This window comes from Caulobacter sp. X, from assembly GCF_002742635.1.
Taxonomy (GTDB): Bacteria; Pseudomonadota; Alphaproteobacteria; order Caulobacterales; family Caulobacteraceae; genus Caulobacter.
Genome location: NZ_PEGF01000003.1, coordinates 1 through 15,336 on the forward strand (window position 1 = coordinate 1; position 15,336 = coordinate 15,336).

Consider the following 15,336-nt stretch of genomic DNA (forward strand, 5'->3'; position numbering starts at 1 on the left):
GGAACACGGACTTAGCCGTGTCCATGCCGATACGCACTGGTGTAACCATGTTGCTCTCCTCTCGACTGGCTTGTTGACGCTAAGCGCCATCAAACCGTTGGGATGAGAGGCCGTCCACACCAACACACCGACTCAGCCCTTCAACCAGAGTTCGACGACCCAGCAGTCACCGTCCGGCTCGAACCCGAGAAGCTGTTGGACTGCTGCATGTTCAACGGCCGGATGAGCGGCCCAGAAATCGCGGTCGGTTTTCCATTCGCCGGACAGGCGCATGTCAGCGGGCCGATCAGGTTGCTCGGTCTCAGGCGCTTCCGGCCATTCCAGCTGAGCCAGAAAGATCCGAACGGCTTCCTGGTCGACGCCGGCGGGGGTGGCGTGCGCCTCGGCGATCAACGGATGCTTTTGCCAGAACCAATCGGGCGCCCGCGTGCCCGTGGCGATGAGGGCCGCGCCGTCGGCGTAGAGACGTCTCATCTCGCCGGTCTCGGAATTGACGGTCATCCAGTGGACGGTCTCGGCGGACATGCGGATCTCCTCGAATGGCAAGCTAACGACGGTCTTGAACGGCGCCTAGGGCAGGGGCGGGTACTTCAGGCGCCGCGCGACGGCGTTGTAGGCTGCCTTGGCGCGCGCCATCTCCTCACGCTCCTGCTGCGCCTGGGCCGCGGCCTGGCGCTCGCGAAGCGCCCTTAGAGGCCTGGCCGGACTGCCGTAGTGGAAGCCAACGCGGCCGCCGCAGCCCTCAACGCGGCAAGGGGCCGTCCGGTCGACGAGGCAATAGGTCGGCCCCTTCTGGCGTTGGATCTCGAGGAGATCGACGTGGCCCCAGGCCTTGCACGCGCGGCACGACCAGATCACCCGCTCCTGGGCGTCGATCATACCCGCGACCGTCCACAGATGAGTGTGAAGGTAAGCTGGATTTTTGCCCATTCACCCGCCTCCACCGGCTGCGGCGGGCTTTTGCGACGGAAAGCAGGGCCTTGTCTCCCAGGCGACGGCGCCGCAGCGCTCGCAGCCCCGCCGGAAGGTGTGCGCAAGCGCGCGTATCCCGGTGTGTTCATCGCCGAGGCGTCGCGCGATCAGGCCGGCGATCACCGCCTCGAGGTCAAGCAGGGTCATCTGGGCGCAGCTGTTGCAGTGGAGCTGGATGCTGGCGCCATGCTGTCTGTAGTGGTCCAGGGGTACGCCTGGGTCAAAAGCTTCAGGCATGGGCGAGCGCTCGCGCGCGCGGAAGAGCGCGTTTGGCCAGCATGGCGATGTCTCCGAATGTTCTTTTTCTGTTCTCATCGCGCGCCGTCGCGGAGTCAAGCGCGACAGTAGGGCGCAGCTGGGCGATCCCCGCCGACAAGGCTGTGGTGATCGCGTCCAAGCGGGCGCTATAACGCTGCCTCCGAAGGCTGCTCAAGGGGGCCCGTCATTCGAACCGGCACGCAAGGAAACCCCCTGACGGCCGCCGACCGCGTGCTCGCGGTCGCCCAACTGCCGGCGACGGCGCGCGGCCTGGCCGATCGCCTGCAGGTCAGCCGCCAGGCCGTTGAGCGCATTCTGCGCGCGCTCGTAAGCGACGGGCGCCTGGTCAAAGGCCCTCGAGGACCGGGCGGACACATCTATCACCGGCCTGGCGCGCCGCCCGCTGAGACCGGTCCCGCCCCGGCCGCGCGCGCGCTCCTGGATCTGCTCGCGGCGGATCGCTTCACCCCGCTGAGCGAGCTGCTGCCCAGGCTGGGTGTCGCGAGGACCTATGCGTCGACCTTGGCCAACGAGCTTGCCGATCGAGGGCTGGTCGAGAAAATCCGCCGGTCAGGCAAGCCCTATCTCAGGCTCAAGGTCGACACCCCGGCGGCGGCGGAGCCCACCTATGTCATCGCAGAAGGCAGACGGGCCATCCTTGAGGCCTTGGGGGTCCACGGCGCCCTAAGCACCGCCGAGATCCGTCAGCAAACCGGCCAAGAACGCTGGGCCTCGGCGAAGGTGCCCCTCAAGGTCGAGATGCAGATCCTTCGAAAGCAGGCCCTGATCGAGGCGGTGGACGAGGACACCGGCCGCCCACGCTATCGCCTAACGGAAATGGGGCAGGGCGGCTTGGCGCAATTGGAGCGGCCGAGCTGAGCGTCGTCCGGGCCGCTGGGCCTGTTCGCCTGGCTCAATGACACATCCTTGTCAGGATGGCCGCGCCGCGTTGTATTTTTCCGCGATGAGCCAGAACCAGTCTATGTCGAGGTCGGATAGTCTGGCTGTCTCGGTAATGGCGTCTTCCGCGCGGTTGAAGATCGCGTAGCAGGTCTCGAAGGGATCGTGGCGAGAACTGTAAGCAATGCCGTCGTATCGCGCCGGATGATCGTACAACGCTTTTGCCCAGTCTTGTGCGACGTCATAGGGTACGTCACCGTGAGTGACGGTGGCCGTCGCACCGAGAATTGCCAGGCCCGGCCCGTCCATATGCGCGAGCGTGAGCGGGCGCCCCACCTCTAGCTGGACATAGCCCTTGGACTGCACGAGCGCCATGTCGACCATCCGGCGCCCAGGCGTCCGGAGGAAGGTTTCGACAAATCCGCCGTCCGGGTGTTCAGCCGCGTACAGGGCCCCGAAGCTTGCGTCAGGCGCGTTGAACCGGCTTGTGGGACGGGTGTCGAAGAAGATCGGCTCAAAGGGCTTTGTGTAGAACCGGTGCAGGATCACGCCGCGCTCGAGCGTGATCAGCCTCGCAGTGCGTGAGGAAAGATCCGTCGGCGGTGGCGGCGTCACGCGCTACGAACACCAGACTGCATGGCCGCCTGAACCACCTTCGAGATCTCGCCACGCTTCAATAGGTCGGCGGGCTTGGCGTTCGACAGAAGGTCGTGCGGGTTGACCAGGAAATTGAGCACCGACCATGGACTGCTGAAGCCGAGCGCGGCCTGAACATCTTTCAGTCCACGCAACGGCGTGCCGTCATCACCAAACTGCACGACGGGGAAACGACGCTTCCCGCTGGGTCCCGGGACGGCAAGCAGCGATCCCTCGTTGACCTTCTTGTCGATGGCCTGGCGGCTCACGCCTCTCAGGAGCTTTCGGACGGTCTCGATATCGAACGCGCCGCCAGACTCCTTCAGGTCGAGTTCGGAAAACTCCACGCCCCGCAAAATGGCCCGCGCTTTTGGTCCCGGCTCGAAAGCTTCAGGCTTTAGCCGAGTTTTCGCTAACTTCCCGACCCGAATGGCTTCCGCTCGCGTGCCAGCAGTCGTGAAAATCCTGCTGCCAAACGCGCTCTTCCAAACCTTATATCCTTGGTGGCGCAGCTCTGTCTCGGCGTCTGCGGTCTTCGGAATAACCAGAAGTTCGGTCTGTGGCGGTAAGCTCGCCAACTTAGTAGGGGCCACGACAAACGCGTTGAATTGGCCGAACACGCCAGTGGTGGCGGCGCGCGAAACGCCTTTCGGACGAGGGGCGAGCTTGCTCATTCGGCTAATATGGGCGCAACTGGCTACTTCGGCAACCCGATGCTCGTGTATGGCGAGCTTACTGGTGATAAGACGTTTAGGACCAAGACGCCATGACCGCCGAACAGAACACCGCCATCGTCGAAGCCGCCCGCCAGTTGCTTGCCCAGCTCGCCGCTGCGCGCATACCCGGCGTCACCGACGAGGGCGTTGAGATGCACGCGGTGGACCTTGGCGAGCGCATCGGGCAAATCGCGGGCCTGGCGCTGCTGGTTGGCGCGCCCACAGAGGGGTTCAATTCCTTTGGAATCCTGTACGGACTGGGCGTCGCGATCGGCCAATGGACAGCAGGCGAGGCCGATTATCAGCGGGACGTCATGCTAGATGAGATCAAGAGAGGGATTGTCCACGGCGCCAGTCACCCCTTGCGCGCCGGAGGCCTATAGTCACTGCTTTGAATGCGCGGCAAGGTAGCGGAGAAATAACGTTCGCCTAACCAAGGGCGCTTAAGCCTATGCTATCGGCCAACTCTAGCTGGTGCATCTAATGACCCAACCTGTCGCCTTGTTGAACGCGCTACGAGCGGCGCCCTTGCGGTCAAAGCTGCAGCTTGCATCGCTGGCTATCAGCGCGACGGGCCTTCTCGTCATTCTTGGTTCCGGCGTGGCCTGGGCGATTTGGTCGCGGATCGGCGGGCCGGTCATGCTCTTCGACCCGCGGTTCGATCTTTGCCAGTCAATCGGGATGGCTGGGTTCGTGATGATGGCGCTCGGCGCCTGCGCCTTGGGCCTTGTTCACGGCGATTCCAGCTTTCGGTCTCGCCTTGGCCGTTACGGCGCGATCGCCTTTTGGGCGTCGCTTCTGGCCATGACTGCTCTGCCCCACATGTCGATTGCTGAGCTCACGACGTCCTTGGTCGGTAGAGTTTTGATTTTCGGGCTGGCCGTCGGTGTGCTGGCCAGCGCCGTGACGGTGGCTCTGGATCTCGCGGGCAAATTGTCGCCGAGCAGGCAACCTTCCGTCACGGACTAGCGGAGGGGGCCTCCGAAACTGGCGGGACAGCCAGTTCTGGACTTCGTCCAGCTCTCGGACCGCCCTCTCGACCTCGATCAAGGAGTCACGCAGCGCACATCTGAAATCGCCGAAGCGGGGCGACCTGAGAGGTGTCCAATCTGGCGAACTCGACGTATCGTTGCCCGCCGACGTGAATGGCGGCCATACGACATGGGTGCGGGATGATGGAAGCGGCCAGTGCAGGTTTGAGCGGTCCGCTTCGCGACGCCGTGCAAGATGTTGTTGCGCTCGTCCTGTATGTGATCGAGCGTAACCCCAGCGTTCACATAGACAGGCGTGCTCTGGGCGTCGTTACCGTCGCGGACTTGCTGGAGCAAGAGTGCCCGCCGGTGTCATATGGTTATCCAGACGATGGGGTTGGCGAGGTTAAACGGGCATTCCATCCGGCCCCTTCCAACGCCGGCCGCTTCACCGGAAAGGACGCGCTGCGGGAGCGTCTCACCGCTCCCCTTTTTGTCGGTGAGTATGCAATTTCCGACCTACAGACCGCCGATCGGGTTCACTATGCTCTGGTAGAGTTCGGTTCGACCAACATCCAGGATCTGTTCCGACGGCCGATATCGCCCAATGGTTGGCACCTCGATCCCGAACATCCTGATCAAAAGCCATTCTGGGAGCCTGTCCGCCATGAGAGCGACGGCCGCCCGCAGCCCAGTCGCTTGTTCACTTCAGCGCTTCCGGTCGGCCAACTGGTCGTCAGCATAGCTGACGACGGCTCCGACGAGTGCGTGTCATTCCGCCTTGTCACCGCGACATTGAGTGGGGACACCGGCGTCATTTTTCGGGCTAGAGGGGAGATAGTACGTCCGTCCGAGCAACTGAGTGACGCTGCCATCCAGGACGCGTGCGAACTGATCAGCGATGAACTTGGAGCCCTCTGCTTCGCATTCCTCCGCGAACATCCTTTTGCGCGCACGTTCCGTTACGGCGCTGCGCTGTTCTTTCTGCAAGACTGGGAATCTTGCACGACACCCCACACAGCTAAGGTCGCGATCGCAGAGATGATCAGGTTGGTGAAAAGGTCCTATGTGACACTGTCGCAAGTGATCGTGGACGCGACGCCTCTGCCCTATGAGCGTCACCCTCCGATCGGTCTAGCAGAGATGCTTGGCGACGAATTTGTCATAGAGATCGCCATGCGACTGGCCGACTTGCCGTTCGGCGAGCAAGCGCCGGGCGTCGCTCTGATTCCAGCCTTGCCATCGCGTGAGCTGACGGATCAAACCGGTGACGGACGGGTCATGGCTATCATGGCTAATTCGGACCGCGACGATGATGCAATCCTGCCGGTGACGGCGGCGTTGCGAATGGTTGGACGAACGATGGGACTTTCGATTGAAGATCGCTGACTACGAAAGAAAATAAGATAACGTAAGGATTATTATCGTATCTTATCGGTCCTTCGCGAGGGTCCGATGAGCATCACCCCCATAGGCGCCAAGGCCCTGGCCAAGGCCGACGTCCTCCGCGACAAGGCCGACCGGCCCGCCACCGTACGGGCCTACGGCCGCGACGTCGACCGCTACGCCGCCTGGTGCGTTCGCGCCGGGCTCACCGCGTTTCCGGCGACGCCGGCGGTCGTGGGTGCCTATCTGGCGGCCCATGCCGGCGACTTCGCCCATCGCACCCTGGTGCGCTGGGTGGCCGGGATCGCCTGGCAGGCGCGCCGCGAGGGACAGGGCCTGGACACCAAGCACACCGCCATCCGCGACGTGCTGCGAGGGATCAACCAGGAACGGCCCGAAGGCGCGAGCGGTCGCCGCGCCGCGGCCGTCACGATCGACGAGCTGCGCCCTCTGGTGGACTCCTGCGGCCAGGACATGGCCGGGGTCCGCGACCGCGCCTTGCTGCTGATCGGGTTCGCTGGAGCCCTGCGCCGCTCGGAACTGGCGGGTCTGGACGTCGGCGACGTCCGCTGGACCAAGTCGGGCCTGGTCCTTGCGCTCGGCCGGTCCAAGGGCGATCCGGACGGCGAGGGCGTGGCGGTGGCCATCGCGGGCGGCCGTCATCCGCAGACCTGTCCCGTGACGGCGCTGCGCGCCTGGCTGGACAAGGCTAAGATCTCGGCTGGGCCGGTCTTCCGCAAGGTGGCGCGGGGCGGTCACGTCCAGAAGGCTCGGCTCAGCGACGGCGGGGTCTGGCAGATCGTCACCCGGCGATGCCAAGCGGTCGGCCTGAAGGCGTCCAGCGGCGAGTATCTGAGCCCCCACAGCCTGCGGGCCGGGTTCGTGACCACGGCCTACGCCAACCAGATCCCCGACGAAGAGATAATGGATCAAACCCGCCACAAGAGCCTAACTACGATGCGTGGCTACGTGCGACGGGCCAAACTCAAAGGAGGCGGAGCGAGTGGCAAGGTCGGCTTGTAGCCGCAACGGCGTCTCAATGGGCGGTTCTAGCCCGTTTGCGAAGCGACCCCATGTAGTCGAGCATCAACAAGGCCTCGACCAAGCTTTCGGTAAGCTGATTAAGGAAAATGGCGGACCAGGTCACATTCTGCTGCGGGTGAAGTCCCTTTGGCATTGGGCTAGTTAGCAACCAATGATGTGACGCAGCTGCTGAGGCGTCTGGTCCGTTTAGTACCGCTCTCATGTAATCCGAAATTGGCCCCGAGAAGCCGACCGACGCTCCGCGCTGAGCCATATCGCCTGTAACGAGGGACAGATCGACCCAAGCCGTGTTCAACGCCTTATCGAGCGCTTGGCGCCCGAGGGGTGTCGCGAAGGTCATCAACATGTCGGCCGCTGCGCGTTCCTGCTGTTCCCGCGAGAACGTTGTTTTCGGCGCGAAGGAAACCCGTTCCCAGCGCTCATAGACCGAGGCTGCGTGCTCGCGGGTAAGAGCAAGTAGGTTGCCGTCCTGCCGACGCAGCCAATCCGATATCGTCTGCGCCCACCAGCGAAACTCAGGAGTCCGGCGAAGCCGACGGAAAGCCGTCTCCCGAACGATGACGTCTTCCGGATTGCGGAACGGACATTCACGCAAGAGCACCGTCGTCTGCTCTAAGAAGTAGCGAAGCCTTTGGTCACGAGCAAAAGCGGTCTTGGCGTCGATGTCCGAAGCGGTGAAGTTGCGCACCCTCAACTCACATTCGGAGTGAAGGCTTTTACTCTCCTGGTAATGCGCAAAATAGTGCGTTTCGCTTCGGATCCGCTTGAATAATGGTTCTCGGCAATTCGGGCAGACGATTTGGAAATCTTCGCAATCGCCGTAGTCCAGCACATCCGCCAAGACTAATTCGCCTAGGATGTTGCTGTACCCGTGCTTCACGCCGAACGCCTTGGTGACCGTTGGCAGCATATGAAGCGGTTTGCCCAGTCCGGACAAGGGCGCACGCTGCAGGAGGCGATCGGAGAGCTGTGTGGCTGTCGGCGCTATCCCCCTGCTTTTGCTGCCCCTTGCAGGAGGGCTCACCTCAAGGTTTGTGCGCTAAAAGGCGCTTAGAAGCACGAACCAAGAACATGAGCTAGCAGGCTGTTGAAATTCGATTTTTGCCCCCTGGTAAAGAGGCTGAAGTCACCAGGGCGAAATCAATAAGCCAATGTTTTCAATAGCCGGATTTGGCTACAGTTCGCGCTAAGCGAGCCAAATCGCGGAAATCGGCCTGTCGGAGCGACTTTTTCAACAGCCTGCTAGGCGACTCGGTAGAGCCTGTCAGCAGGATCGTTCAGCGGCCTGAGCCCGCCTGCCGTGGCAGCGTCGGCCCAGAGGTAGTCGCCCGTCAGACCGACATGGGCCCAGCTCATCGGCGAGAGGTGGGCTAGAAGCTCATCGGGCGCGGCCACGCCCCTCTCCCGCAGATGCTCGACGGCGCGCTGCATATATAATGTGTTCCAAAGCGCGATGGCGGCGATCACCAGGTTGAGGCCTGAAGCGCGGTGTTCCTGGTTCTGTAAAGTGCGATCGGCGATCCGCCCCTGCTTGTGGACGAACACCGCCTGGGCCAGCGCGTGGCGCGCCTCGCTCTTGTTGAGCCCGGCCTGACAGCGGCGGCGCAGTTCCGGGCTTTCCAGCCAGTCGAGCGTGAACAGCGTGCGCTCGATCCGGCCGACCTCGGCCAGGCCCATGTCGAGGCGATTTTGGCGTTTGAACGCCGATAGCTTCTTGAGCATCACCGACGGCGCGACCGATCCGGCTTTCAGCGACGCCGCCAGACGGACGATGTCCTCCCAATTTTCCTCGATGACATCGACCCGGATCGGACGGCCAAGGAGTGGTTCAAGGATCTTGTGGCGCGGCTTGGCTCCGATGATCGCCAAGCGGCGATCCTGCAGATCACGCAAGCGCGGTACGAACCGGTATCCGAGAAGGTGGCACAGGGCGAATACGTGGTCGGTCGCCCCGCCGGTGTCGGTGTAGTGCTCCCCGCCGCCACGACCAATCAGGCCGTCGAGCACATAGGGCGCCTCCGAGGAAGTGGCCGACAACACGCGGGTGTGGAACGAGCCGTGCATGTCCGACAGGTGGGTATAGATCCGCAAGCCAGGCTCAGGCCCGTACTTGGCGTTGACTTCACCCGCTCCGCCGCGTCGGCGGCCCGAGCGGAAGAATTGGCCGTCGGAAGACGAGGCCTGGCCATCGCCCCAGTGTCGGGCGAACGGCTGCGCGTGGTGGACCTCGATAATCCTAGCCAGCGCGGCCTTGTAGTTCTCTTCGCTCAGATACCAGCTCTGGGTCCAGGCGAGCTGAGCGTAGGTGACGCCTTGGCTGGCGTTGGCCATCCGCTCCAGACCAAGATTGGTGGCGTCGGCCAGGACCGCGGCGAGGATGCAGCTGGGATTGTCGTGGACCTTGCCCGACCTCAGCTCGCGGAACGTCGACGAGAAACCCGTCAGGGCGTCTATCTCTCTGAGCAACTCGGTGATCCGGACCCGGGGAAGCAGCGCGTCGATCGCCCGATCTAGCGACCTGGCCTCGTCCGGCGCATTGGCCTTCACCGGCGTCACCGACAGCTCGTCGCCTTTCAGCGTCACGCCGACCAGGTCGCCCTTGGCTAGGCGCCGTGAGAAGCTGGCGAGCCGCTGATCCAGCAGGCTGGCGCGCTCAGCCAGATAGGTTCCCATCTCGGTATCGACGGGCAAGGTCTCGGCTTCGGCGGCGACTTCGTCCTTGGGCAGCAGGTAGTCGGCGAAGCGCTTGTAGGATCGCGAACCTTCGATCCACACGTCGCCAGAACGGAGCCGATCACGCAACGTCGCCATCAACGCCGTCTCGTAGAGCCGTCGGTTGATCGGGCCACCGATGGGCTTGACCAGGGCTTTCCAATGCTTGGAGACGAACGGCATAGGCGCGTCGTCGGGAATCTCGCGCCGGCCGGACCGGTTGAGGTCGCGGAGGAGTTCAAGGGCCTTCAGCAATGAGGCGCCGCCCGTGCCTGACCGGAAGCGTATGTGTTCCAGGAAGGTCGGAACAAACCGGCGCAGGGCGCCGTAGCGGTCGGCGGCGCTAACCAGTGGATCTTCCACCGCCAGCGCCGCCAGGGCCTCGATCTTCGGTCTGGCCTGAATGACCTTCCACCATCCAACCTGGGCGTCGAGTGTGTCGAGCACGTCGCCGCCGTCGGCCCGGGCATGTTCGACCGCGCCGATCACGCCGCTGAACAACCGCATGAGGTTGCTGACCTCGCGGCTGCTGGCCTGGTACTTGCGCTCGCGCCCCCGACGGCCCTTGGCGAACAGCGAGCCGACCATCTTGTCGAACATATCGACCGCGGCGTCGCTCAGGCGGCTTTCGAGAAAGATCAGCTGCGCGACCACGGTCGCCCGGCGGCGACCCACGCCGTAACCGTTGAGCAGGAAGGCCGGCGCGACCGCTCCCTCTCGGACATACTGCTCGAAGCGCCGTTCGTGGATGGTCTCGGTGATCGCCGGATTGATACCGATGGCGCGAACGTAGGCCAGACGCTCGGTGATCCCCGCCATCGACGCGGCGCTCGGCGACTCCGGGATGTCGCGCAGCCAGGCCAGGGCCGATTTCTTGAGGTTGGCGTCATTGACCAACAGTTGGTCGATGCGGTCCAGTTGCGAGAGCGAGATCGGCGCCAGCAGATCCTCAGCCGCCTTGCGTCTTGCCTGGGAGCGGCCAGCCAGGCCGACGCGCTCCAAGGTGTCGGGAGACGGCAGGATGATCCGTCGCCGGCGCAGTTCTGCGATCAGGGCCTCCACGATGGCTCCGCCCTTGTCGGTGGCGACGGCCGCCGCGGCGGCGATCGACACCGCCAAGCGAATATCGCCACGGACAAACAAGCGTATCCCTAGTCGCTCATGAAGCTGACCTGCGTGCTCGCTGCGTGTTTTTAGTCTTTTGGCATAGTCGCCTAGCGCTTCAGGTGAAACATGCACTTGGTCGGACAAAAAGCGCAGCACGATCGGGGGAACAACTTGACCAGGCAGCCACCCAAAACCTGGATGGCGTAGCAGCGCCATTTGCACAGCGGAGCCCAGCTTGTTGGCTGGACGTTTACGCTCGTCGATCCACTTGAGATCGTCTGGCACCAGCGTGTAGCAGCGCGCCACCTCTCGGTCGGTGACCGGAGGCTCGAACAACCTTCGCCGTTCGTCACCCGTGAGCAAGCTTCGCCGCGCCATGGGATGGTCCTGACCGCTTCTGCAGGTGGCTCATAATTCGCGAAAAATGAGACGCTGACTAGCCTCAACGATTTCAGCGGCTTGCGTGTCTCGAATTATAGTCTCAGAAATAGGCGCATGATTTACGGATATGCACGGGTTTCGACCGACGGTCAGAGCGTCGAGGCGCAGGTCGCCGAGTTGACGGCGGCCGGTTGTGAAAAGGTGTTCAGCGAGACGGCGTCGGGCGCCAAGACCGACCGCAGCCAGCTCAAGCGCGCCATCGCTTCGCTGGCGGCAGGCGACGTGCTGATGGTCACTCGGCTCGATCGCCTGGCGCGCTCGACACGCGATCTTCTCAACGTTCTGGCCGCTCTCACCGAGAAGGACGCGAAGTTCCGCTCAATTCGGGACACCTGGGCCGACACCACCACCCCGCACGGCCGGTTGATGCTGACGGTGCTGGGCGGCTTGGCCGAGTTCGAGCGTGAATTGATCAGGTCGCGCACCAGCGAGGGCCGCGAACGCGCCAAGGCGCGCGGCGTCAAGCTTGGACGCCGCCACAGCCTGACCGTGGCGCAGCGCGCCTTCGTCGCCCAGCAGCGGGCCAATGGCGAAAGCGTGCGCCATCTGGCTCGGGTTCTGGGCGTCAGCAAGGCGACCATCGGTCGTATCCCGCCGTCCGAGGGATGAAGACACTTAGATGGTAGAGAATCGACAGGTTGGGCCGCTATGCTCTTGGCGCCGGCGCGCGGGGCTCGGCATAGAGGGTGTCGATCAGCGGACATCCTGGATCCTGCCCTGCGTCGCAAGCTCGGACGGAGTCAGCCAGGACCCGCTCCATCCGCTTGAGATCGGCGATCCGCGCTCGAACGTCCTTCAGATGAACGGCGGCCAAGTCGCGCACCTCTGCGCAGGTGGAGTGTCCGCCAGCCGCCAGGCCAAGCAGCGCTCGCACCTCATCGAGTGTGAAGCCGAGTTCGCGGGCGCGGCGCACAAATCCGAGCCGGACCACATCGCCTCCGCCGTAACTGCGGTAGCGGCCTCGCCGAGGCGGCGCGGGCATCAGGCCGATCCGCTCGTAGTAGCGGATCGTTTCGATGTTGCAGCCCGTGCGCCGGGACAGTTCGCCAATCGGGATCGCGGTATCCGCCATGCTGTTCTGCGCCTCTCAATTTTGGGCTTGAGTCTGTAGTCACTACAGATCGTATGTAGTGATCTTCAGCCCTCACGGGCAAGCTGCGGTCATGATCGCAGCGTCGCTCTGACGGTTCCACCGAAGTCGCCGAGGCCATTTGCGATGCCCATCCAGAATCCCCTCACACGCGCGGCTGACAAGGCGGGCGTCATCGGCTCGATTGTCACCGCCATGGGGTGCGCGGCGTGCTTCCCGGCGCTCGCGAGTCTTGGCGCCGCGCTGGGCCTTGGTTTCCTGAGCCAGTACGAAGGAGTCTTCATCCGTTACCTCCTGCCGCTGTTCGCCGTGATCGCCCTCATCGCCAACACGGTCGGCGGGCTTCGCCATCGTCGGTGGGCGCGAATGGCGCTGAGCGTCGTCGGGCCGACATTGGTGCTTGCGGCGGCTTTGCTCATGGCCACCCGCGGCTGGCCGACGGCGTGGCTCCTCTATCCCGGACTGACCTTGATGGTGGTCGTGGCGATCTGGGATCTCGCCGCGCCGCCTCGCAATGCTCCCGCGCGCCCCCGCGAAGGGGTGGTTTCTTGACGCCATGGCGAGGTTTATCGAAAGGAGATTCTCCGTGTCGGAATCCAAAAGCGGCCGCAGCGCGTTGGCGCTTGGCGGCTTGGCCGCCATTCTGGCCTCGACCTGTTGCCTCGGCCCACTCCTCTTGGTCGCCCTCGGATTCAGCGGGGCCTGGATCGGCAATCTGACCGTGCTGGAACCGTACCGTCCGTTGTTCATCGGCGCGGCGCTAGTCGCCATGGCCTTCGCCTATCGCCGAATCTTCCGCTCGGCCCGCGCCTGCGAGCCCGGCGAAGTCTGCGCCGTGCCCAAGGTCAGGACCACCTACAAAGTGATCTTCTGGGCGGTCGCGGCGCTCGTCCTTGTCGCGCTGGCGTTCCCCTACGTCCTGCCCCTGTTCTACTGAAAGGAAGCCCCCATGAAGAAGCTCGTCTCCCTGATCGCCCTGATGGGCGCGCTCAACTCTCCCGCGTGGGCCGCGACGAAGACGGTCACCCTGACGGTGCCCGGCATGACCTGCGCGGCCTGCCCGATCACCGTCAAGACAGCGCTTGCCAAGGTCGCCGGCGTCGAGAAAACCGAGGTCAGCTTCGAAAAGCGCGAGGCCGTCGTCACCTTCGATGACGCCAAGACGACGGTCGCCGCCCTGACCAAGGCGACTGCGGGCGCGGGCTACCCGTCCACCGTGAAGCGCTGAGGAACCTGCCCCGTGACCGACGTGATCGCCCTGCGCATTGACGGAATGACCTGCGACTCGTGCGCCACGCACGTGAGGGAGGCCCTGGAGCGCGTCCCAGGCGTGCGCTCGGCCGCCGTCTCCTATCCGAAGGCGCGGGCGGAGATCGCGGCCGATGCGGGGGTGAGCTCCGAGACCCTTGCGGCCACGGTCGCGACGCTCGGATATCTCGCCTCGGTCGACGACACGGGCGCGGCGCCCCCAAGTGTCTTCGACAAGGCGCTGGGCTTCCTGGCGGGCGGGGCGCAAAGCGGCGCCGGCGGCGTCCCGCTGCACATCGCCGTCATCGGCAGCGGCGGCGCGGCGATGGCGGCGGCGCTGAAGGCCGTCGAGCAGGGCGCCAAGGTCACCCTGATCGAGCGCGGCGTCATCGGCGGAACCTGCGTCAACGTCGGCTGCGTGCCGTCCAAGATCATGATCCGTGCGGCGCATATCGCCCATCTGCGCCGCGAAAGCCCGTTCGATGACGGGATCGGGGCCTGCACGCCCGCGATCCTGCGCGAGCGGCTGGTGGCCCAGCAGCAGGCGCGCGTCGATGATCTGCGGCAGGCGAAATACGAGACCATCCTCGCCGACACCCCGACCATCACGGTGTTGCGCGGCGATGCCCTCTTTCGGGACCGCCACAGTCTGCTCGTGCGCCAGGCCGGCGGGGTCGAGCAACATGTGCCCTTCGACCGCTGCCTGATCGCCACCGGCGCCAGCCCGGCCGAGCCACCCATTCCGGGCTTGTCGGATACGCCGTACTGGACCTCGACGGAGGCCCTTGAGAGCGAGACCCTCCCGTCGCGCCTGGCGGTAATCGGCTCGTCGGTCGTCGCCGTCGAACTGGCCCAGGCCTTCGCCCGGCTCGGCAGCAAGGTGACGATCCTGGCGCGCAACACCCTGTTCTTCCGTGAGGACCCGGCCATCGGCGAGGCGGTCACGGCCACCTTCCGCGCCGAGGGCATCGAGGTGCTGGAACACACCCAGGCGAGCAAGGTCGCCTACGCCGACGGCGAGTTCGTCCTCGCTACCGGCCAAGGCGAACTTCGCGCGGACAAGCTGCTCGTCGCGACGGGCCGGGCGCCCAACACCCGAGCGCTCGCCCTGGAGGCGGCCGGCGTCGCCGTCAACGCGCAGGGCGGCGTCGTGATCGACGCGGCCATGCGCAGCAGCACGCCGCACATCTACGCCGCCGGCGACTGCACCGACCAACCACAGTTCGTCTATGTCGCGGCGGCGGCCGGAACCCGGGCGGCGATCAACATGACCGGTGGCGAGGTCGCCCTAGACCTGGCCACGATGCCGGCGGTCGTGTTCAGCGATCCGCAGGTTGCCACGGTCGGGCTCAGCGAGACGGAGGCCCGCCGCGCCGGGATCGAGACCGACAGCCGGCTCCTGACCTTGGACAACGTCCCGCGCGCCCTCGCTAACTTCGACACACGCGGCTTCATCAAGCTCGTCGCGGAAGCCGGTAGCGGCCGGCTCATCGGCGTCCAGGCCGTGACGCCGGAGGCGGGCGAGATCATCCAGACGGCGGCGCTCGCCATCCGGGCGCGCATGACCGTCGGCGAGCTTGGCAACCAGCTGTTCCCCTACCTGACCATGGTGGAAGGCCTGAAGCTCGCGGCCCAGACCTTCTCCAAGGATGTGAAGCAGCTCTCCTGCTGCGCCGGTTGAAGGTTCAGTTTGGGCGGCGAGCGGAGCGCGCACCTCATGATGACGCCTAACCCTCCAGGCGAGAGACTGAAAGGTCTGCTTTCCGGCTAGCGAGCGCGCAGACGACCAGCCACGCGCCGACACGCGCGAACGCCGACTTCCGCACCAATGTTCTTGGTTCGTACTTCTAAGCGC

17 protein-coding genes are annotated in these 15,336 nt (G+C 64.5%); 10 read left to right on the top strand and 7 right to left on the bottom strand.

From position 1 onward, the window contains the following. Positions 1-132 precede the first annotated feature (132 nt). Both CSW60_RS21860 and CSW60_RS21865 read right to left on the bottom strand, forming a co-directional pair. Positions 133-525 (bottom strand): hypothetical protein, encoded by a 393-nt coding sequence (locus tag CSW60_RS21860; protein WP_099539214.1) that lies wholly within the window; start codon positions 523-525, stop codon positions 133-135. 45 nt (positions 526-570) lie between these two features. Further along, positions 571-879, bottom strand: a complete 309-nt coding sequence (locus CSW60_RS21865) for a hypothetical protein (RefSeq protein ID WP_143324238.1) — start codon at positions 877-879, stop codon at positions 571-573. A gap of 582 nt (positions 880-1,461) precedes the next feature. Here CSW60_RS21865 and CSW60_RS21875 point away from each other — a divergent pair. Further along, the gene (locus CSW60_RS21875; protein ID WP_099539217.1) at positions 1,462-2,109 is read left to right on the top strand and encodes a hypothetical protein; all 648 of its coding nucleotides are present in this window, start codon (positions 1,462-1,464) and stop codon (positions 2,107-2,109) included. 51 nt (positions 2,110-2,160) lie between these two features. Here CSW60_RS21875 and CSW60_RS21880 read toward each other — a convergent pair whose 3' ends face one another. Both CSW60_RS21880 and CSW60_RS23325 read right to left on the bottom strand, forming a co-directional pair. Then, a complete protein-coding gene (locus CSW60_RS21880) occupies positions 2,161-2,679 on the bottom strand; it encodes an RES family NAD+ phosphorylase (RefSeq protein WP_236634341.1) in 519 nt (172 codons plus the stop codon). A 62-nt stretch (positions 2,680-2,741) separates the two neighbouring features. Continuing rightward, the gene (locus CSW60_RS23325) at positions 2,742-3,440 is read right to left on the bottom strand and encodes a hypothetical protein (RefSeq protein ID WP_143324239.1); all 699 of its coding nucleotides are present in this window, start codon (positions 3,438-3,440) and stop codon (positions 2,742-2,744) included. Between the two features lie 92 nt (positions 3,441-3,532). On the opposite strand from CSW60_RS23325, the gene CSW60_RS21890 reads away from it, so the two are divergent. The 4 genes from CSW60_RS21890 (at position 3,533) to CSW60_RS21905 (ending at position 6,862) form a co-directional block, all read left to right on the top strand. Continuing rightward, a complete protein-coding gene (locus CSW60_RS21890) occupies positions 3,533-3,865 on the top strand; it encodes a hypothetical protein (RefSeq protein ID WP_099539220.1) in 333 nt (110 codons plus the stop codon). A 100-nt stretch (positions 3,866-3,965) separates the two neighbouring features. Continuing rightward, a complete protein-coding gene (locus CSW60_RS21895) occupies positions 3,966-4,451 on the top strand; it encodes a hypothetical protein (RefSeq protein ID WP_099539221.1) in 486 nt (161 codons plus the stop codon). A gap of 203 nt (positions 4,452-4,654) precedes the next feature. After that, positions 4,655-5,842: a hypothetical protein gene (locus tag CSW60_RS21900; RefSeq protein ID WP_099539222.1), complete on the top strand. Its 1,188-nt coding sequence runs from the start codon at positions 4,655-4,657 to the stop codon at positions 5,840-5,842. Positions 5,843-5,908: 66 nt separating this feature from the next. Beyond that, the gene (locus CSW60_RS21905) at positions 5,909-6,862 is read left to right on the top strand and encodes a site-specific integrase (protein ID WP_099539223.1); all 954 of its coding nucleotides are present in this window, start codon (positions 5,909-5,911) and stop codon (positions 6,860-6,862) included. Between the two features lie 13 nt (positions 6,863-6,875). On the opposite strand, the gene CSW60_RS21910 is transcribed toward CSW60_RS21905, so the two are convergent. Next, the gene (locus tag CSW60_RS21910; RefSeq protein WP_143324240.1) at positions 6,876-7,820 is read right to left on the bottom strand and encodes a hypothetical protein; all 945 of its coding nucleotides are present in this window, start codon (positions 7,818-7,820) and stop codon (positions 6,876-6,878) included. A 305-nt stretch (positions 7,821-8,125) separates the two neighbouring features. Beyond that, positions 8,126-11,080 carry a Tn3 family transposase gene (locus CSW60_RS21915; protein WP_062099745.1) on the bottom strand — a complete coding sequence of 985 codons (2,955 nt, stop codon included), beginning with the start codon at positions 11,078-11,080 and terminating at the stop codon, positions 8,126-8,128. A 117-nt stretch (positions 11,081-11,197) separates the two neighbouring features. On the opposite strand from CSW60_RS21915, the gene CSW60_RS21920 reads away from it, so the two are divergent. Continuing rightward, positions 11,198-11,752 (top strand): recombinase family protein, encoded by a 555-nt coding sequence (locus CSW60_RS21920; RefSeq protein WP_062099744.1) that lies wholly within the window; start codon positions 11,198-11,200, stop codon positions 11,750-11,752. Between the two features lie 37 nt (positions 11,753-11,789). On the opposite strand, the gene CSW60_RS21925 is transcribed toward CSW60_RS21920, so the two are convergent. Next, complete coding sequence (locus CSW60_RS21925; RefSeq protein ID WP_062099743.1) at positions 11,790-12,215, bottom strand: helix-turn-helix domain-containing protein; 426 nt, start codon at positions 12,213-12,215, stop codon at positions 11,790-11,792. 144 nt (positions 12,216-12,359) lie between these two features. On the opposite strand from CSW60_RS21925, the gene merC reads away from it, so the two are divergent. Genes merC through merA form a run of 4 tightly spaced genes read left to right on the top strand, consistent with a single transcriptional unit; the run spans position 12,360 to position 15,162 of the window. Continuing rightward, on the top strand, positions 12,360-12,785 hold the full coding sequence (gene merC / locus CSW60_RS21930; protein WP_062099742.1) for an organomercurial transporter MerC: 426 nt from the start codon (positions 12,360-12,362) through the stop codon (positions 12,783-12,785). A 34-nt stretch (positions 12,786-12,819) separates the two neighbouring features. After that, on the top strand, positions 12,820-13,170 hold the full coding sequence (gene merT / locus CSW60_RS21935) for a mercuric ion transporter MerT (RefSeq protein ID WP_062099741.1): 351 nt from the start codon (positions 12,820-12,822) through the stop codon (positions 13,168-13,170). 12 nt (positions 13,171-13,182) lie between these two features. After that, positions 13,183-13,461, top strand: a complete 279-nt coding sequence (gene merP, locus CSW60_RS21940) for a mercury resistance system periplasmic binding protein MerP (protein WP_062099740.1) — start codon at positions 13,183-13,185, stop codon at positions 13,459-13,461. Positions 13,462-13,506: 45 nt separating this feature from the next. Then, complete coding sequence (gene merA / locus CSW60_RS21945) at positions 13,507-15,162, top strand: mercury(II) reductase (RefSeq protein ID WP_369797890.1); 1,656 nt, start codon at positions 13,507-13,509, stop codon at positions 15,160-15,162. The last annotated feature ends 174 nt before the right edge of the window (positions 15,163-15,336 follow it).